Source organism: Paracoccus sp. Arc7-R13 (genome assembly GCF_004010775.1).
Lineage (GTDB): Bacteria > Pseudomonadota > Alphaproteobacteria > Rhodobacterales > Rhodobacteraceae > Paracoccus > Paracoccus marcusii.
Map to the genome: position 1 here is coordinate 69,215 of NZ_CP034812.1, position 17,159 is coordinate 86,373.

At 59.3% G+C, this 17,159-nt stretch carries 19 protein-coding genes; 7 read left to right on the top strand and 12 right to left on the bottom strand.

Going from position 1 to position 17,159, the window contains the following annotated elements:
- Nucleotides 1-79: 79 nt before the first annotated feature.
- A complete protein-coding gene (locus EOJ32_RS17305) occupies nt 80-583 on the bottom strand; it encodes a GNAT family N-acetyltransferase (protein ID WP_127899627.1) in 504 nt (167 codons plus the stop codon).
- Between the two features lie 225 nt (nt 584-808).
- On the opposite strand from EOJ32_RS17305, the gene EOJ32_RS17310 reads away from it, so the two are divergent.
- The 4 genes from EOJ32_RS17310 to EOJ32_RS20180 all read left to right on the top strand — a co-directional run bounded on the left by EOJ32_RS17310 (nt 809) and on the right by EOJ32_RS20180 (nt 2,908).
- Nucleotides 809-1,030: a hypothetical protein gene (locus EOJ32_RS17310; protein ID WP_240542586.1), complete on the top strand. Its 222-nt coding sequence runs from the start codon at nt 809-811 to the stop codon at nt 1,028-1,030.
- A gap of 659 nt (nt 1,031-1,689) precedes the next feature.
- Nucleotides 1,690-2,577, top strand: coding sequence for an ArdC family protein (locus tag EOJ32_RS17315; RefSeq protein ID WP_127899628.1), 888 nt, complete (start codon nt 1,690-1,692; stop codon nt 2,575-2,577).
- Complete coding sequence (locus tag EOJ32_RS20175; protein ID WP_164871493.1) at nt 2,574-2,747, top strand: hypothetical protein; 174 nt, start codon at nt 2,574-2,576, stop codon at nt 2,745-2,747. Before EOJ32_RS17315 ends, EOJ32_RS20175 begins: the two co-directional genes overlap by 4 nt.
- Complete coding sequence (locus EOJ32_RS20180; protein WP_164871494.1) at nt 2,744-2,908, top strand: hypothetical protein; 165 nt, start codon at nt 2,744-2,746, stop codon at nt 2,906-2,908. Before EOJ32_RS20175 ends, EOJ32_RS20180 begins: the two co-directional genes overlap by 4 nt.
- Before the next feature lie 391 nt (nt 2,909-3,299).
- On the opposite strand, the gene EOJ32_RS17320 is transcribed toward EOJ32_RS20180, so the two are convergent.
- Genes EOJ32_RS17320 through EOJ32_RS17330 form a run of 3 tightly spaced genes read right to left on the bottom strand, consistent with a single transcriptional unit; the run spans nt 3,300 to nt 5,162 of the window.
- Nucleotides 3,300-3,713: a hypothetical protein gene (locus tag EOJ32_RS17320; protein WP_127899629.1), complete on the bottom strand. Its 414-nt coding sequence runs from the start codon at nt 3,711-3,713 to the stop codon at nt 3,300-3,302.
- Nucleotides 3,710-4,405: a hypothetical protein gene (locus EOJ32_RS17325; RefSeq protein WP_127899630.1), complete on the bottom strand. Its 696-nt coding sequence runs from the start codon at nt 4,403-4,405 to the stop codon at nt 3,710-3,712. The genes EOJ32_RS17320 and EOJ32_RS17325 overlap by 4 nt, the downstream gene beginning before the upstream one ends.
- 1 nt (nt 4,406) lies before the next feature.
- Entirely contained in the window at nt 4,407-5,162 is a 756-nt protein-coding gene (locus EOJ32_RS17330; protein WP_045983120.1) for a ParA family protein, read from the bottom strand.
- Between the two features lie 828 nt (nt 5,163-5,990).
- On the opposite strand from EOJ32_RS17330, the gene EOJ32_RS17335 reads away from it, so the two are divergent.
- From EOJ32_RS17335 to EOJ32_RS17345, 3 genes are read left to right on the top strand one after another with little or no spacing between them, the layout of a single operon-like run.
- A complete protein-coding gene (locus tag EOJ32_RS17335) occupies nt 5,991-6,569 on the top strand; it encodes a helix-turn-helix domain-containing protein (protein ID WP_164871495.1) in 579 nt (192 codons plus the stop codon).
- The gene (locus EOJ32_RS17340) at nt 6,556-8,469 is read left to right on the top strand and encodes a relaxase/mobilization nuclease domain-containing protein (RefSeq protein ID WP_127899632.1); all 1,914 of its coding nucleotides are present in this window, start codon (nt 6,556-6,558) and stop codon (nt 8,467-8,469) included. Before EOJ32_RS17335 ends, EOJ32_RS17340 begins: the two co-directional genes overlap by 14 nt.
- Nucleotides 8,462-10,507, top strand: a complete 2,046-nt coding sequence (locus EOJ32_RS17345; protein WP_127899633.1) for a type IV secretory system conjugative DNA transfer family protein — start codon at nt 8,462-8,464, stop codon at nt 10,505-10,507. Before EOJ32_RS17340 ends, EOJ32_RS17345 begins: the two co-directional genes overlap by 8 nt.
- Before the next feature lie 48 nt (nt 10,508-10,555).
- Here EOJ32_RS17345 and EOJ32_RS17350 read toward each other — a convergent pair whose 3' ends face one another.
- From EOJ32_RS17350 to EOJ32_RS17385, 8 genes are all read right to left on the bottom strand, one after another.
- Nucleotides 10,556-10,879 carry an H-NS family nucleoid-associated regulatory protein gene (locus EOJ32_RS17350; RefSeq protein WP_127899634.1) on the bottom strand — a complete coding sequence of 108 codons (324 nt, stop codon included), beginning with the start codon at nt 10,877-10,879 and terminating at the stop codon, nt 10,556-10,558.
- Between the two features lie 66 nt (nt 10,880-10,945).
- A complete protein-coding gene (locus EOJ32_RS17355; RefSeq protein ID WP_127899635.1) occupies nt 10,946-12,007 on the bottom strand; it encodes a type IV secretion system protein in 1,062 nt (353 codons plus the stop codon).
- Nucleotide 12,008: 1 nt separating this feature from the next.
- A complete protein-coding gene (locus EOJ32_RS17360; RefSeq protein WP_127899636.1) occupies nt 12,009-12,548 on the bottom strand; it encodes a hypothetical protein in 540 nt (179 codons plus the stop codon).
- Nucleotides 12,541-13,551 carry an ATPase, T2SS/T4P/T4SS family gene (locus tag EOJ32_RS17365; protein WP_371706225.1) on the bottom strand — a complete coding sequence of 337 codons (1,011 nt, stop codon included), beginning with the start codon at nt 13,549-13,551 and terminating at the stop codon, nt 12,541-12,543. The genes EOJ32_RS17360 and EOJ32_RS17365 overlap by 8 nt, the downstream gene beginning before the upstream one ends.
- A gap of 2 nt (nt 13,552-13,553) precedes the next feature.
- Nucleotides 13,554-14,957 (bottom strand): TrbI/VirB10 family protein, encoded by a 1,404-nt coding sequence (locus EOJ32_RS17370; RefSeq protein ID WP_127899637.1) that lies wholly within the window; start codon nt 14,955-14,957, stop codon nt 13,554-13,556.
- Entirely contained in the window at nt 14,954-15,595 is a 642-nt protein-coding gene (locus EOJ32_RS17375) for a TrbG/VirB9 family P-type conjugative transfer protein (protein ID WP_371706260.1), read from the bottom strand. The genes EOJ32_RS17370 and EOJ32_RS17375 overlap by 4 nt, the downstream gene beginning before the upstream one ends.
- Before the next feature lie 68 nt (nt 15,596-15,663).
- The gene (locus tag EOJ32_RS17380; RefSeq protein WP_240542571.1) at nt 15,664-16,374 is read right to left on the bottom strand and encodes a virB8 family protein; all 711 of its coding nucleotides are present in this window, start codon (nt 16,372-16,374) and stop codon (nt 15,664-15,666) included.
- Nucleotides 16,371-17,159, bottom strand: coding sequence for a type IV secretion system protein (locus EOJ32_RS17385; protein WP_127899638.1), 789 nt, complete (start codon nt 17,157-17,159; stop codon nt 16,371-16,373). Before EOJ32_RS17385 ends, EOJ32_RS17380 begins: the two co-directional genes overlap by 4 nt.

Consider the following 17,159-nt stretch of genomic DNA (forward strand, 5'->3'; position numbering starts at 1 on the left):
GAAGCGTCGATGTCGTCCAGCGCCTTGGTGGCAGCGATGCGGGACGGAGCGGACGTCCAGGCAACTTCTTGGCCAGAAATCATGCTTCCACCGGAGGGCGAGGCCGTCGAAGGAGAAAACGCGGCCTTTCAGGAAGGTATCGCTCTTCCACAAATCCAGCTTTCTCCAGCACCCGTTTTGAAGCGGGATTGCTGGGGTGGGCCATAGCCCAGACCTCTACAAGCTTTAGCCGTTCGTCAGCTTCCACTAGAGCGCGCGCAACGAGCTCGGACGCGAAGCCACGACCCCAAGCATCAGGGTGGAAATAGTAGCCAACTTCGTATCCCCACCCTCGTTCAAATGGGTCTTGATAAAGCCCGCCCCAACCGATGACGCGCCCGTCAGCACGGTTGACGACCACCCAAGGCGCAGCGCCATCTTTGCGGCGAAACCATTCGTGGACGAGCACCCGTTTGCGACAGTCTCTCCATGTCGCATCCCTGTGGGTGTAGGCCATGGCCTCGTCATCACCCAGAAATTCAAATAGGTCGTCCACATCCGCCGAGCATGGTTTTCTCAAGGTAAGGCGGTCGGTCTGGATCATGCTGGACACCCTTAAATCAGGGTGCAAGTTCATTCGGACAGTGCGTCGTGTCAACGTCGTCTGTAGTCTCTTCGCGTCATGCGGCTGGCAACCTTTCAAGGACTGCTTTCGCCTAGAAATTGGCTGTTCTGCCGATGGCAGAGGAAGTTTTAATTGGCAAAGAAGGGCGTTTATGTGTGCAAACGCCAACTTAAGTTGTTGCTTTAATTAGATTGGTGAGGACGTTTGTCGTGGCAATCCACAGCGCCGGGCGGCGAGCTGCGGGCGATCCTGCCCGCGTCCGCCGAGGTCGGATCGACCGCCAAGCATGAGCGGTTCCGAGTATGGGCCGCACAGCATTCCCCGCGCGGTTATCGGTGCCACCAGTGGCGCGACCTGCCGCCCGAGAGCTTCGCCAGCGTGGGCGTCCGCATCAATACCGTGGTGCTGACCCTTCGAAAGCGCTAGGTATACCCTACTCCTTTTTGCGACGGAGAAACTCAGGCCCCGCTTCGGCGGGGCCGTTTTTTTGGACTGCCACGCCCCTCGACTTACAAAAAGCAATGCGCGCAAAAGGCGGGACCGCTGACGCGAGGCGCATCCGGTTGTCCAGTCGCGCGCCGGGAACGACCTTGGGAGTGAAGGCGCGGGACCGAAGCAGGCTGTAAGCGAGACCATAGGGATCGAGCGTCAGCCTGTGGTCAACCGGATGCGGCTTGCGGCAGCTGCGGCACAGACCCACCGCGGCCTCTTTCAGAATAGCGAGATCCCCGCGCGAGGCGCGGCGATCGAGACGCAGGGGGGATTTGGACAAGCCAAACGCCCCCTGCCCTTGCTGGGCCAGGCGCTGCGCGCCTGTCCGTCAGGGGACCGCCGGTCCCCCACCGCAACGGGAAAATGCTGCACGTCCTGCGGGGCCGTGTCCTCGCGCTGCGCGCTGCGGGCCGCACCACCCCCTTGTCCGTTTGATTTTCCCATTGCGGCGGTTCCCCCCCTGCCCTCGCCGGGAGGCAAGGGTTCAGGAGAGGGGCGCGCTTCGCGCTTCCTCGCCTGACCCCCCGCCCATTTTGGGCACCGGCCACAGGGCAAAGTCCGGGCCCGGATCGTCGCAAAAGAAGGAACGCCAAATGGCTAAATCGTTCGACCTCTATCAGCATGTCACCGACAGCATCATTGCCAGCATCGAGTCCGGCACCCCCGCTTGGCGCAAGCCGTGGACCGGCGAGAAGGGCGGCGCACCGTTCCCGCTGCGCAGCAACGGCGAACCCTATTCCGGCATCAATGTCCTGATGCTTTGGCTTGCCGCCGACGCAAAGGGCTATCGCGCCCCGTTCTGGTTCACCTATCGCCAAGCGCAAGAAGCGGGCGGACAGGTCCGCAAGGGCGAGAAATCCGCCACGGTTGTCAAATACGGGACGTTTGAGCGCGAGGACAAGGAAACGGGCGAGGAACGCCGCCTGCCCTACCTGAAATCTTACAGCGTGTTCAACGCCGAGCAGATCGAGGGGCTGGCCCCGGAATACTATGGCAGCCCCGCCGAGGCCGCGCGCGATCTTGGGACCGAACCCGACCCGGCGCTTGATGCTTTCTTTGCAGGGATCGGGGTGGAAATCCGCACCACCGACGACCCGCAAGCCTACTACAGCCCCGCCGACGACTATATCCACATGCCGCCGATTGCCACGTTCCACGACGCGGGAGGCTATTATGGGACGTTGGCACATGAGGCAGTGCATTCCACTGGTCATAGCACCCGCCTTGATCGCTTTTCCCGCTTTTCTGATAAAAAAAGCTATGCTTTTGAGGAACTTGTGGCGGAATTGGGAAATGCCATGCTTTGCGCCAAGCTTGGCCTGACGCCTGATTTTGGACAGTCCGGCGCATATATAAAGAGCTGGCTGCGCGCGCTGAACGACGACAAGCGGATGATCTTTAAAGCCGCCAGCGAGGCTCAGAAAGCCGCCGACCTGCTGACCAAGCAGCAGCACGTCGAAGAAGAAAGGGCGGCCGCGTGAGCGGCCCCCTGCCCGACCTGTCGTGCCGCAAATGCGGCACGACCAATCCCCCGGTCTATCTGGCCCCTGTCACGGTCGGGGGAGCCGGAACCTGCATCTGCATCGGTTGCGCGGAGGCGCGCGGTTGGCTGGACCGGGACGGAAACGTGAAACCGGGGATCGCGCTGTGACCTACGAAATCCGCGACGACCCCGACGACCTGCCCATCCCATGCGCCACCTTGGCCGAAGCAGAGCGGCGCGGCAGACGCCGCGCCGCCCGGATCGGATCGCCCGTTCTGATCTATGAGATAGACAGCCAAGGTGGCGAAAGGTTTGTGGGGGTCTGCTGACCCCCCTGCCCTTCCCCTCTGTCCTGGCGCGCAGGGAGAATGTCGGGCGGGCGCGCCGGCAGCTTCGCCACCAGCGCGCCCGCCCGAGGCTTCGCCTTACATCGCAGCGCGGCAAGCCGCGCCACATGATCCTGGTGCGTTTCACGCAGACGCCGCCTGGCGGCGGCTTTGGGCGGCAGCTGCGCCGCCGCGGGTGCATGGGGAAAGGTGCCGCTTTACAGGATGGATTTGACCACAGCCCACTCGCGTCCCTTCGCACTATGGGGGCCGTTCCGCTCGCGGTCTGCAAGCCCGTGGCCCAGGGCGGGCCACGGGTGGACAAATCCAACTTGGTCAGACAGGCGATGCCGGAGAAAAGACAGAAGCTCCACAAGAAGCCCTTGGGTCGGCTTTACTCGGATGCACCGCAAGATACCGGAAAAGGCGTCCCGGTATTCACTTGATAGGTTTGATCACCAGCAGTCAGTTTCAGTTCAGACCCACTTTGCAAGATAGCAATGATCTGCTGCCAGTCCGCTTTGTCCCTCGATACTGCTGTTCCAGCGATCATGGTGCCCGCGAAGGTATTCCCCTCAGACTCAAGGGTATAAGGTCCTTTCAACCACTGACCTTGAATGTCCACTTGAAGGTGGTTGGTCGGCGGAATGAATGCGCCGTCAGGGTCGCAGACGGCAGTCAGGGCGATGCCGTCAGCGGATGCAGTATAGATGTGAAGCCCGCGAAAATCGGTCGTCTCATCCCATGCGAATGCAGGCGCTGCAACAGCACAGAAAACCATGACGGCGGTAGCAATGCGAAATGTCATTTCATGTAATCCTTGATGGTCTGATCGAGACTGGAAAACCACGCGGGTTCAATCTGGCCTAACAGGAGCTTCGAGCGTGGCGCTTTCGCTCCGCCCCGAACCTGCGCTTGTATTGCTTGAAGGGTTTCAGATTTGACGGCGACCGTCGTGCGAAGGCTCCACCCGCCAGCACCTGATGCCTCAGCAACCTGGGCAACATAGCGCGGTTCAAAGGTCACTTTTGAAAGCTGATTGAAAGCTGACCTCATGATGCCTTGAACATCGACGCCGCTTGATTGCAGTTTCGTCAGTGGTTCGACATGCCGCTCCAAAACCCTCAGTCGCAGGGTGATCGAGAATGTTGTTGAGTTCCGCTTCCGAGGCGGCACGACAAGATCTACCAGCTCGACGGCAGCGTCAGGTGCTGCTTCCTTTTCATCAGCAGGGTTGCTTGTCGGGGCCGTATCTTCGGGCGTAACAGGGCTGCGGTCATCGTTCGGGGCAGGTGTGGGCGTTCCCTCGGTAGACACAGCATCTTCGGACTGCATCTCAGCTGCCGGTCGGGGCGGTTCCACAACCTGCTGGCGCTTTTGAGTGAAAGCGTTGACTGCATTTTCATCCAGCGGCTTGAGAATGGATTCCCGCGCAGCTTTTTTAGGTTTATGAAAGCCCGTTGCATCTTCACGGGTTGTTTTGATCAACTGACGTGCCATTTTACTGCCTCATTTTCCGACCACTGAAGACATTGTTGATAAGGGTGATCGCGTGAGACATTGCGACTTCCCAATGTGTAACCCTGACACGATCCTTTGGATTATCACTTGCCCGCATCTTTTCAATGATGGCCCCGAGGACGCCCTTTTCATCCATTTCCCGATATTGCGCTTTTTCTGGCACCATCGTGTAGAGGGGATTGAACTCGTCAATTATCTCATAATGGCGTTCAAATTCCCGCTCTCCGACTTTATCCGGCTTTGGATTTCCTCTGACATGGGTGAACAGACCAGGTTGAACACGCGCCATGACGATATGAAGGACGGGCAAAGCGCGAGGGTCCTCTGAGCGCGCTTTGAGATCGTTATACCAAGACAGAGTTTCATGAGCGCGTTTTCTGTCTCCCTTGGCATTCATGCAGGGAACGAGAAGAACATCCGACACGCTTGCCAGCTCCACAGCATAATCGACGCCCTCGCCCTTGGTGTCGATGATGATGAAATCAACTTCGGCTTCGTGCTTTTCGATAAGCTCAAACAGTTCGTCACCCGTCTCGGCACGACGTGCCACGAGCTTCTCGTCTGTCAGATTGTTTTCGATGCCGGTCTGCCACCACTCTACCGAGTCGTCGCTTTCGTCCATGTCGATCAAGAGACATCTCTTGCCGGTGAAAAGAAACGCTGACGCCATCAGCTTCGTCATCGTTGACTTGCCCGCCCCGCCCTTCTTGCTCATCATGCTGATCACGATTGCCATTCGGTCACTCCCTTTGCGGATGTTTCAGCCTGACCGCGCAGTCTGATCCCCTAGCCCCTACCATTACCTCGTAAGCCAAACCAAAATGTCATGTCAATATGTCATGGCATGAATGAATGTCATTAGTGCGCGTCATTAGTTCATGTCATGATTGCATGGCGTGACGTAACAGGCAAAGATCATGGCATGTAGGAATGTAATAGAGGCATGGCATAATATCCTGACATAGAGGCACAGCATAATGTCACGACTTTTAGTCTGGCACATTGCTCTGTCTTACTGTCATGGCCCAACATCATGTCATAAAGTCATGTATTATTGTCATGTCATAACGTCTCGACACAAAGTCATGACATTACAGTTGGGCATGGGATAACGGCATAAAACAATGGCATATGTTCATACCATGAAAACATGACATGGTGTCATGGCATGAAATCATGGCGTTCATGCATGTCATAATGTCATGTCACACTGTCACGTCATGGGCTCTGGATATGCCCCCGCATGGGTCCTTAGGTAGCAGCGCGAGACCATGGCGCGACCGTAGAGCCTCTGGATTGGCGCTAGGGGCCGGGTTTTGGTTTTCCGCACCCCGACAAGGGCCAGCGCCCTTTCGCCCCCTCAGCGCCTTTCTCCGCGCCTCTGGGGCTGTCCCTCGGCTGCATGCTTCACTGCACCCTCGGTCCAGGCACCGACGACGAGCCGCCGGTAAATTGAATTCTACCCTCGCTCAAAAGCCGAATTCCTTGACAGTCTTCGTCTTTTGAGCGAGGGTAGAATGGTTGATTGGCAAGAAATGCAACCGTAATTTTTTACACTTTGGACATGGCCGGAAGAACCAAGAAGATCACGCCTGCCGACGAGAAAAAGATCGTCGCATCCGTCCGTGCTGGCGTGCCCGTGGCCGTGCTGGCGAAGACCTATGGCGTGACGCGGCCGACCATTTACCGGGCCATCCGCAGCTTCCACGACAAGGCCAAAGTATCCGACACGAACACCGCGCCCGTGTCCTTCACGGTGAACCGGGACAGCCTTCTGGCCTTCGATGCGTTCACGGGACGGCTTGGCTTGAAGAGCCGGGCCGATGCCCTGCGGCGCGTGTGTTGTGTTCCGGCCGGGTTTTTAGAGCCTGATCCGGACCTGGCCGATGCCCTGCGCGACGTGGCGCGGGAGCTATCGGCCATCGGGCGGAACGTGAACCAGCTCGTTGCCACCAAGAACTATGAGGTTCGGCGCGGCGAGAAGCTGAAGCTGACCAAGCCGCAGCAGCAGGTTCTCAGCGATCTTCTGGATCACATCGACCGTGTGTCCACCCAGGTTCGCGAGATGGAAGGCAAGCGGGCTTCGGAGACGGTCCGCCGCTTCGTGGCCGGGATGAAGGGGGCGGACGATGGGGCGGACTAGCTCTGTCGCCGGTGTTTCCACCCGGCTGTTCGAGGAGGGTTGGGACAGGGTCAAGGGTGGCCGTCAGCTTGCCGGTGCCCGGCAGATGGCGAGGGCGGCGCAGGGGGCATCGCCCGCGTTCTTCAAGATGATCCGCACGGGCGGTTGTGCCTCCAAGGGGCAGCTGTCGGCGCAGTTCAACTACCTGTTCAGCAAGAGCGTGGACGTGCATGATTCACGCGGTCTTCTGGACGGCGAGAAGCGTCTGACGCCCGAGCAGATCGAGCGTGCCGTGTCGCGCTGGACCGATGACTGGCGGGGCCAGATGAACGCGGCCCGGACAAGCCACATGGTCATGTCGTTTCCACGCGATGCCAAATCCCAGCATGTCAGCATGATTGCCGGGGAAATCTGCAAGGAGAAGCTGGGCGGGCGGTTCGACTACATGATTGCCGTCCACACTGACAGCCCGAACAAGAACCCGCACGCCCATATCATCGTCAATCGACGGGGCAGGGAGCCGGGGGATTATTTTACGCTCCGGCAGGGCACTGAATACACCTATCAAGCCTTCAAGGAGGCGATGGTGGACCATGCCGCCCGTTACGGTATTCAGCTTGAGGCCACGTCGCGTTTGCAGCGTGGTCATATTCATTACCCCCCCACCGATGGCGCGTGGCGGCGGGCACAGGAAAAGGCAGCGACGACAGGCGCTGCCTTCGAGGCCCCTTCGGGGACGCCTCGCGTCGGGGACGCGCTGCGCCGCGCCACCGACGAGGTTCGCGACTGGTCCCTGCGCTATCGCGAACTCGCCAGCTTTGCCTCGCAGAGCAACATGCAGGATCTTGCTACCGCATTTGAGAAGGCATCTGCCGTCCTGTCCCAGGGCGGCGTCATTTTAGCCAAGGGAGACGCTTACATGTCTGTCGAAGAAGACTTTGATAAGGCCGCCGCCAATCTGAGGCGCGCGGTCGATGACGCGGAGGTTCGCATTGCAGACGCGGCACCAAACCATCGCCCGGCGATGGAACGCAAGTTGGCCGAAGCGCTGTCCTCGGTGGAGCATCTGCAACCGCTCGGTGCCCGGTCGCGCGATCTGAGCGAAACCGCCAGCGAGGAAGGCATCTACTCGGCCCAGAATGTCGCGGGGGTGAACACGCGTTTTGCGCTGGAAGGCCGCGACAAGCTGAGTGCAGCCCTGGACGGGACCGGCATCAATCCGGTCGAGGTCGAAGCCCGGATGCGGCTTGGGGCCAATTCCGCGGCGCTGGAAACCCGTTGGGTTCAGCAGGATTTGCAGGCTGTCGCTGATCTGCGTGGGCTTGATCTGCGCGATGCGGCGCAGCTTGAGCAGGCCATCGCGGTGGTGGACCATGCCTACGACCGAGTGGCGGCTGACTACGGTGTCGATGACGCCATCTATCAGCGCGCGGCGGCACAGCGTGGTGTTAGCCATGAGCAGGGCGTGAACAATGTTCATCCCATCCGTGAGCAGCTGAATGAAGCCGGTCAGGTGGATGCAGGACCGGATGCCAAGGGGCAGCTTGAGCGGTCGCGGGAGACGGAGGCGCTTGAATACGCACCAGGCACGTCCATTGGCTCGCGTGACGGCATCAGCCGCGATCATTCCGATCTCAGGCAGCATGCCAGCCCTGTCGGCGCGGACGACGAACGCAAGCTGCGCGAGGCTGTCGAGAAGGCGTTGACCCGCGAGGAACTGGCCGCGCTCAAGAACGGCGATGCGTCGGTTCTGCGCGGCGTGGGCGACCGGCAGGACCAGCTGACCATGGCACGCGATTACCTGCGCGCCACCAACGATCCGGGCGCGCAGCAGGGGATCGAGCGTGTGAGCGACGCGCTGACCGCCGAGCGTGACCGCGTTCGCCAGGAACGCGGTCATGAAGGAGGCGGTCATGAATAAGCTGCACCTTCTTGGGGGCGTCCTTTTGTTCGCCCTGGTCGCAACCAGCCTCGCCTATGTCGTCGGAACCGGCTTTCTGTCATTCCGCTACGGTTTTAACGGCGAGTATCTGGATTGGACCTGGATTGCGACCGGATACTTCGCCCTCAAGAACAACGACCCGCAAGCCTTCCGGATTATCAATCTGATCTGGGGCGGATTTATTATCCTGTCGCTTTTGTTCTCAGCAAAAGTCCTGACTGAGAAACTGACCACCTTCGGTCGTTCGCATTGGCAAAGCCGTCGCGAATTGAGAGCCAACAAGTTTTTCGAGAAGCCGGGGCGCGGTTTTGTGGTCGCAAAAATGGGATCGCCAAAAAGCCGGGCCAAATTCCTGTGTTCGGCATCCTTTCCGCATTGCCTCATGGTGGCGCCGACTGGTTCGGGTAAGGGGATTAACTTCGTTGTCCCGAACCTGCTCCTCTCGACGGGGAGTGCGGTTGTTCTTGATGTGAAGGGCGAGAATTTCGAGCTGACCAGCCGTCATCGCCGGGCGATGGGGGACAAGGTATGGCGCTTTGCGCCGCTGGATTGGGGCAAGCCCAGCCACCGCTATAACCCCCTTGACCGGATCACGGCGCTTCCGGACCCGGACCAGAGGCAGATGGAAATCCGTCTGCTGGCAGAGTTGTTCCTTCAAACCGAAGATGACAGCATGAAGGGTCTTCTGGATGGCGGCATCGACCTGTTCGTGGCCTGCGGCATCTTCGCAATGGAACGCAACAAGGCGACCTTGGGCGAGATTTACCGGCTGGCATCGGCAGGGGGCGACAAGCAGAAGCAATACCTGATCTATGCCGACAAGGTGAAAAGCCCTGCCGCGCGGCTGATGTTCGAGCGGCTGGCATCGACCAACGACCGCACCCTGACGTCCTATCTGTCGCTCCTGATGACCTCGGGCCTCAGCCTGTGGTCGAACCCTGCAATCGACCGGGCGACGGAAACGAGCGATTTCAGTTTCCATGATTTCCGCCGCACGCCGCAGACCGCGTATTTTATTGCGCCGCCGCATGACAAGATCAAGGCGCTGGCGCCGCTGGTCCGGCTGTTCTTTTCGGACCTGCTGTCCAGCCTGCACACACATGAGCCGGGGGAGGATGAACCCTGGCCCGTGATGATCATGCTGGACGAGTTCGACATGCTTGGCCGCATGCCGATCGTGGCGGACAGCATCAAGACCCTGCGCTCTTATGGCGGAAACCTGGCAATCATCACTCAGACCATCCCGGCGCTGGACAAGATCTATGGTGAGGACACCCGCATGTCGCTGCAAGGCGGGGCAGGGGTGAAGATCTACCTGGCACCCGCCGATCCGCGCACCAAGGCGGAGCTTTCCGCCGCGGTAGGCAAGACCACGCACCGAGTCACCTCACGGTCAAAGACCATCGGCAAGGGACCGTTTTCGGGGGTGAACGTCTCCGAGCGGACCGAGGATCGCGATCTGCTGTCGGAAGATGAAGCCGGTCGTCTGGACAAGGACACGGTAATCGTCCTTGCCAACGGCCAGCATCCGATCAAGGCCACCCGGATCAAGTATTTTGAGGACCGGGTGCTGAATCCCATCTTCCAGGCGCAGAAGGGACCGTTGCCAGCTCCCGATCCGAAAGACCTGGCCATTCGTGATCTACAAGGCGATCTGGCCAGGACCACTCACAAGTTGGAGGCTCTGTCCAACGAGGTTAAGGAAAGCCGTAAACGGAGCAGAGTGAAAGCAGCCTTGCCATCGCTGGTATTTGAGGCTCCGAGCTTTGCCAAAACAGTGTTGCCTGTTGCCGTATCGAAGACTGATGACAAGGGGGAAATGCCCCAGATCAATGTTAAAGATGCACAGCCAGCCCCGTTCGCAATGAGGCGAAAAGGGGTTGATAATAACAAAATTCAGCAGACCGAAGTTTATACCAACGACGAAAAGATTGCAGCAATGGTGGCATCACAGACAAAGGTTGATGCCATCGAAGCTGACGATGACGATGGCATAGCCGTCGAAGCGGCAGAATAACAAAACGGGCGGCCATTGGCCGCCCGTTTTCATTGGGCCTTAATGGATTTATTTGATCAGCAGATCATCGACGCTACCGCCCGCGTCCAGATGACCCTTTACCCAACGGGGCTGACGCCCCCGACCAGTCCAGGTCTCAGACGAGTCGTCTGGATTGACATACTTGGGTGCGACAGTCGCTTTGGCGGCTTTGGGGGCCTTCCCACTTCCAAGCAAGTCTTTCAGCGAATAGCCATGCTCCTCGGCCGCCTTTTGCGCGGCCATCATGGCCTGTTCTCTTTTCCTGGCCTCAAAGCCGTCGATCTGGCGACCGACCGCCTTGTGAAGATCGCGAAGCTCTTTCAGCGACATATTATCAAGATCGAAATTCATCGCGGTTCCTTTTTCAAAAGTAAGGGCAGCCAAAAGCTGCCCTCATGTCCCTCGCTTATGCGAACATTATTTTCCGAGTATGCGCGCTTTATCCTGCATTCTATTGATTGACGCTGCAACCCCCGTGGTCGCCTGAAAAACAGATGGGTGTGCTGCAAACGCCTGTCCGGCGCGACCGACAGCATTCTCTCCACGCACCGTTTGCGCTGACGTTCTTGCTAGTGATGCAGTTCCCTGTGCCGCCATACTTCCAGCATTTTTGACAGTTGTTGCCTGTTTAGAAAATCTGCTGGCCGTTTGAATAAGTCCAGGCACGTTGATGTTTCCTGAAACGGTCGTAACAAGAGCGGGAAGCAGCGCCATACAAAGCAGAACAAGAACAAGTAGAACGATAAAAGGGATGAACGCGCCTACGCTAGAAAAGCCTTCGGTTCCGATGCGGTCAATCATGTCAGTCCCCATCGAAATCATGATCGAGAAGATAGACGCAATGAACAAGGGGTAGAGTGACCAGCTGATACAGGCAGACAGCCATCTCTCAAAAAAGCCTTTAGTCGCTTCAAAGAGTGTCAATGCAATTACGATGGGGGCCAGGCCAAGAAGAATAGTAATGACAATTTTCGGGAATAGAATGAGTAGTGTTGATACTGCCGTGACTATTCCTATAAGAGACAAGCAAATCCCTGAGACAATAGCTGTTGTAAAGTATCCCCCCATCTCCTGTGCAATGTTGGTGGATGCCACAGTAAACTGATACATCATTTCATCTATGGCAGATGCAAAACCGTTAGTGATCGTTGGGCCACTAAGCCCGTTCCCACTGGACGCCAGGATGCCCCCAGCAGTTGCTTCAATGGCGCTCATAATGCCATTGGCAACATTCCAAAACTGGTTCCAATTCCAAGCGAAGATACCAATCAAGGCCAATTTGATCATCAGACTGAGGCAATGTCCCCATGCCATCGGTCGCAGCTGCACCATCATGTTGATGCCCACCAGTGCGACCGCAAGAACGGCCATGTATCCGACAAGGGTGCCTGATGCTTCGACAAGACCGAGAAATGTCGATCTGGCCGCATTTACCAGAAAACTTTCTGCTGAATTAACAATTGGTGCAACAATGGCCATGTCAGCGTCCTTGCCATTCGCTGCAAATATCCAATGACTGCTTGGTCATTCGTGCGACTTCCTGCACTACCGGCGCACGTAGCGCACGTATCTCAGCCCTGTCTTTTCCTGCTGCGATAGCGTGGTATTGACGCTCTGCACTATCCCAAGATGGATGCTCAATTTCACAAGGGCAGGAGTTTGTCTCAATAATTTCTTGAAGACGATCCATGTCATAAATCGCTTTCAAGAGAAGAGAATTATCAGCTTCCTGTGGGGTTCTGTTAACTACCCATTCCGGGCGCGGAGGCTTCACGCATCCATGACGGGTTGTCTCACCACCAGCCTGGGGTTTTGACAAATCAGGCATGGTAAAATCCATAAAGTCCCGCTCGGCCTGTGTCAGCTGCGGCTCGGTCTGGGCTTGTGCAAATTGCACATCGCCCATTCGCGCGGTGGATGCAGTTTCGGCAGGGAGCCAGCTGTTAAGGACAGCACCACCGATCGCCACACCGACAGCAAGCGACGAGAGAGCGATAAAAAGGGTCTTCTGATCAAACATGGTTCTTATCTCCATTGTCACCGGCATCAGGGATATAAAATTCCAGCACGCCCCGGTCGCCGCCGGCGCGGCCGGTCTGGATCACCACGTCGATCGAGCTGGCGATGTAGCGCAGCGTGTCCGCATAGGTCAGCGGCAGTTCCGACTTCAGCGCCATGATGGCGAGCTTCGATAGAGCCAGCTTCGGGGTTTCGGCATGGATGGTCGTCATCGACCCGCCATGGCCGGTGTTGATGGCTTCGATGAAGGTCATGGCTTCCTTGCCGCGCACCTCGCCTACGATCAGCCGATCAGGCCGCATCCGCAGACAGGAGGTCAGCAGAATGTCCGGCGTCCTGGTCCGGCTGTCCCGGTCCGCAATCAGCGTCACCACGTTCGGCTGTGTCGGCACCAGCTCGGCGGCGTCTTCAATGGTGATCATCCGTTCGCTGTCACTGACATAGGACAGCATCTTGCGCGCAAAGACCGTCTTGCCGCTGTCGGTCGCGCCCGCAATCAGGGCATTCATCTTGTGGTGGACGATGAATGCCATGGCCGCGTCAATGTCGCCGGAGGCTGCCAGTTTTTTCAGTTCCCGCTTTGTCTCCGCGCGGGCCTGGTCCACCGAGTATTCCTGACCGTGCAGGTATTTGATCTGGATCTTGTCGAGGGGCAGGGACGAGAAGAACCGCATCGAGATTGCAGCACCCGACAGAACGGCAGGCTCTGCCACCACCTGCGCCCGGATCGGGCGGCCTCGATAGACCACGGAGGTCGAGATGATCGGGGCTTCCCGGCCAAGGGTCAGCGTGCCTGCACTTGCGATGCGGCGGCCCAGGTCCATGACTTCCTGACGGTTCATCGCCGCGCGCGTTTCTAGCTTCATCGCCGGATCGCCGTGTTCCAGCGACCAGATGCGGCCGTCGGGGTTGATGGCAATTTCCACCAATGCAGGGCTGTCGATGACTGCCCCGATGCGTGCCAGGGCTTCATCCAGATAGCTGCCATGGGTCATGTCGTTCATGATCAAAAAATCTCCAGATCGCGGTCCACCATGACGGTGATCCGGGTGCCTTGGTTGACTGTGATGGTCGGCGGCATCGAGACATACTTGCCGATGGCAGACTCCGTTGCGCCACTGACGGCATTGGACACGCCTGTTGCTGGATCGTTGGAACCGCCCGTCGAAATGGTCACGCCCCCGTCGCTGCTGTCGTCTTGCAAGGCCGAGGGAATGGCCGAAATTGTGGAAATCAGGGCCGCCGCCCCAAGCCTGCGGAAGAAGTGATTGTTGACCTTGCCGGTGGTTCCGGAACGGCCCAAGGCATCGCCACCGAAGGAGCTTATCTGCACCGACTGGTTATCTGGCATGATGATGCGTTCCCACGCCACCAGAAGCCTGTTCTGGCCGGTATCCACGTCAGCCGAGTAGCTTCCGATCAGCCGCGATCCGCGCGGGATCAGGATGCGCGACCCGTCATAGGCCACCACATCGGTTGTCACGAGGCCCCGGATCGGACCTTGAAGCGTCGAGTCGATGGCTGTTTCCAGAACCGCCTGGATCATCGTGCCCTGCGTGACGGTATTGGACGGGTTCACGATGATCTCTGCGCGCTGGACCTGCACCGGCCGCCCGGCATCGCGCACGAACTGCGCATCATCGCTGAGACGCGCCGCCTGCTGCGCAGCCGCCCCGTCTCCCAGACCCGCCGCATCGGCGACGGCACCGGCTGCACCGCCGCCGCCGAGGGCAACCATGGAGGACTGCAACCGGGCCTCTTCCAATTGGGCCGCCTCGTCGGCGGCCTGACGGCGCTGCGTGAGCAGATCGTCATCGCCACCCGGCATCACGCTCTGGCCGTTTTGCAGCCGCAGCATGTCCAGATCGTTCTTCAACTCGGCAATTTCGAGGTTACGGCTGCTGAGTTGTTCGTTCAGTTCCTGCTCGCGCGATTGTGCCTCGTTGCGCAGCTGGTCCAGCTCGCCGCGCATTTGGTCGAGAGCTTGCGTGTCCACGACAGGTTCACCATCGGCATCCTCGGCCGGGGCCTCGGACAGCCGGTCGATCTGGTCCTGCAAGCCCCGGATCAGCTCGACCACTTCGGAATTGTCGCTTTCCGCCGCAGGGGCAGGGGCCGGTTCCGGTTCTGCGACTTCGACCGCTGCCGGCACGGCGGACGGGGGATTTTCCAGATCGCCAAAGCCGCTGCCCTCGTTCTGGAACTCCTGGGCTTCACGGACGGTCATATCCGCTGCGCCGTCAGGGAGCGAATAGACATAGACCAGTCCGGCGATAGCCACACCGCCGCACAGAAGCCCGGCCATCTTGGCAGCCTTTGCCGCAGGCCGGGCCTTGGGTTGATTACGAGGATTGGATTTCTCCAGCGCCGCCAGCCGTTCGCGCAGGTCTGCCGTCTCTTGATCGCTCATTGCACCAACCTCACCGCTTTCATCATCCCCACCGTCGATTCAACCGTTCCCAAGCGCAGCATCCAGAACGGGCTGGTGCCGGTCACACGCACCACGCCATCGGGCATGGTCTGGGAATTGACCGTGATTTCCTGCCCTGCCGTGACCTTGAAGATCGCGGGCAATTCGCCGTTGCGCCGGAACTTGAAATAGGTGAAGGCCCCGTCATCCCAGACTTGCGTGGGGGTGGTGCCGTTCACGATGCTGCCGCCGTAGTCGTGATTCAGCGGACCACGGGCCACCTGGCGGTTCGCGGGCGTGGCGCTGCCCGAGCCGCGCGGGTAGGTGAAGCGCACCACGGAGAACTGCGCCGAGGCGGTTTCCGAGACCTCAAAGTAATACTGCCGCTTGTTGGTATAGACGTTGATGTTCGTGGCGGCGCCGCTGGTCGTGGGCTTCATCACGAAGGCGCTGCCACCCGGCACCGCATCGAAATTGAAGCTGACGGTATCGCCCGCGACCACGGAGGTGATTTCCTCATCCGGGCCGAACTCCACGGACGTGACCCGGCCTACCTGCGTCTGGACGCGGTAGACCTGTCCATCGACCCATTGGGCATAGCGGACACGGGCATCGAGATTGCCCGCCCGGGGGGTCACTTCGGCCAAGGCCGTAGATGCCCCCATGCTGGCCGCGCACAGGGCAATGGCAAGACAAGTGCCGCGCATCATTGGATCTCCGATCTGTCAGAGGTGATTGCGTATTCGTAGACCGAGAAGCCGAACGGGTTGGTCCAGACATCCTCAAGCGAACGGGCCTCAGTGGTGTCGTAGCGAAAGGCCAGTGTGGCCGTGAACAGACCCCGAGTTTCCCCGTCACTGTCCTGCAGCCGCTTGCGCAGCCGGACCTGGGCCCGATCATTGGTGATCTGCGTGACCGACAGAACTTCCACATCCATGCGCGCATTCGCACCGTATTTGCTTTGCGGATAGTCCGGGTTTTCCGACGACCAGAGGCTGCGCATGGATTGCAGCGCCGCCCCCGACGACCGCGCCAGCACCGAGCGGACCCGAAGGTCATTGTCGAGCATGCTGTAGGTTTCCCGGTCGCGCACATAGGCGTGGACCAGCGACTGCACGACAGCATCGCGGTTGCTGACAGAGATCGTTTGCAGGTTCACCATCGGCAGCGCCATGCCGCTGGACGGATCGAACGGCACCAGGACCGGGGCAGGCGTCTCATGGCTGGCCGCGATCACCGCCGCCATGATGCAGCCGATGGCACCGAACCCCCATCCTGCGACCCCGAACTTCTGCCAGAAGGCACCGCGCCGCCGCGCGCCGTAGATCAGCTCTTCCTCTGTCTCACTGACACCCCGGGAAGCGACGGCTGCGGCTTGCGCCTTATTGTTTTTGCGATTGAACATCGGTGGCCTCACTCCAAATCCGGCATGGTGAAATCGAGCATCTGCTGTTCCTGCGCCCAGGCACTGGCAATCGACACGTCCGACATGCCCATCCCGTAGCTCTGGAGAGCGAGAAGCTGATTGTTCTTGATCAGCTCGCTGACAGCCTCACCCATCATCCGGGTGTTCAGGTCGATGGCTTCCTTGATGCCGGTCTGTTGCGGGATTTCCCCGACCAGGCGGTCAAGGCGCTGGAGGCTGACCGCACTTTCCCGCTGCGCGGTATCGGCCGAGGCCGCCACCATCGCGCCGGTCGTGGCTTGGTTGGCCGCGCGTTTTTCCGCCACGCTGCCATCCCGGCCCATGGCCTCGACCCGTGCCGGATCGAGGCCCGCCCCGATCATCGTCGTCTGCGCGGCCGCCTGTATCTGCTCACGGTAATCCGAGGACAGGCCCGACCAGTCGCCGGACGATGCCGCATTGGCGGCTTGCAGGATGCTGGTCATTTTCGGAGCGAGAACCGTATCCAGCCCGCCCCCCATGAGAAGGCCCTGAATGTCGGCATTGCCGGTCAGGACGGCATAGATCTGTTGCAGCTCGTTCGTCTGCGATTGCAGTTCGGCCAGTTGCTCGACAAGCTGGTCCAGCATGTCGGTCTGGATACCGTAATCTTCCAGCATCCGCCTGATCTGCGTGATCTGCTGCGCGATGGACTGGGTATCGACGGTCGGCACACCCTGCGCCGTGACCGGGGCGGGTAGTGCCACAGACAGGCACAGACCCGCGCCGACGATCAATCCTTTGAATGCAATCCGCAT

Coding starts and splice junctions, on each gene's coding strand:
- EOJ32_RS17305 (WP_127899627.1), bottom strand. CDS start 583: ATGATCCAGACCGACCGCCTTACCTTGAGAAAACCATGCTCGGCGGAT.
- EOJ32_RS17315 (WP_127899628.1), top strand. CDS start 1,690: ATGGCTAAATCGTTCGACCTCTATCAGCATGTCACCGACAGCATCATT.
- EOJ32_RS17320 (WP_127899629.1), bottom strand. CDS start 3,713: ATGACATTTCGCATTGCTACCGCCGTCATGGTTTTCTGTGCTGTTGCA.
- EOJ32_RS17325 (WP_127899630.1), bottom strand. CDS start 4,405: ATGGCACGTCAGTTGATCAAAACAACCCGTGAAGATGCAACGGGCTTT.
- EOJ32_RS17330 (WP_045983120.1), bottom strand. CDS start 5,162: ATGGCAATCGTGATCAGCATGATGAGCAAGAAGGGCGGGGCGGGCAAG.
- EOJ32_RS17335 (WP_164871495.1), top strand. CDS start 5,991: ATGGCCGGAAGAACCAAGAAGATCACGCCTGCCGACGAGAAAAAGATC.
- EOJ32_RS17340 (WP_127899632.1), top strand. CDS start 6,556: ATGGGGCGGACTAGCTCTGTCGCCGGTGTTTCCACCCGGCTGTTCGAG.
- EOJ32_RS17345 (WP_127899633.1), top strand. CDS start 8,462: ATGAATAAGCTGCACCTTCTTGGGGGCGTCCTTTTGTTCGCCCTGGTC.
- EOJ32_RS17350 (WP_127899634.1), bottom strand. CDS start 10,879: ATGAATTTCGATCTTGATAATATGTCGCTGAAAGAGCTTCGCGATCTT.
- EOJ32_RS17355 (WP_127899635.1), bottom strand. CDS start 12,007: ATGGCCATTGTTGCACCAATTGTTAATTCAGCAGAAAGTTTTCTGGTA.
- EOJ32_RS17360 (WP_127899636.1), bottom strand. CDS start 12,548: ATGTTTGATCAGAAGACCCTTTTTATCGCTCTCTCGTCGCTTGCTGTC.
- EOJ32_RS17365 (WP_371706225.1), bottom strand. CDS start 13,551: ATGAACGACATGACCCATGGCAGCTATCTGGATGAAGCCCTGGCACGC.
- EOJ32_RS17370 (WP_127899637.1), bottom strand. CDS start 14,957: ATGAGCGATCAAGAGACGGCAGACCTGCGCGAACGGCTGGCGGCGCTG.
- EOJ32_RS17385 (WP_127899638.1), bottom strand. CDS start 17,159: ATGCGGATTGCATTCAAAGGATTGATCGTCGGCGCGGGTCTGTGCCTG.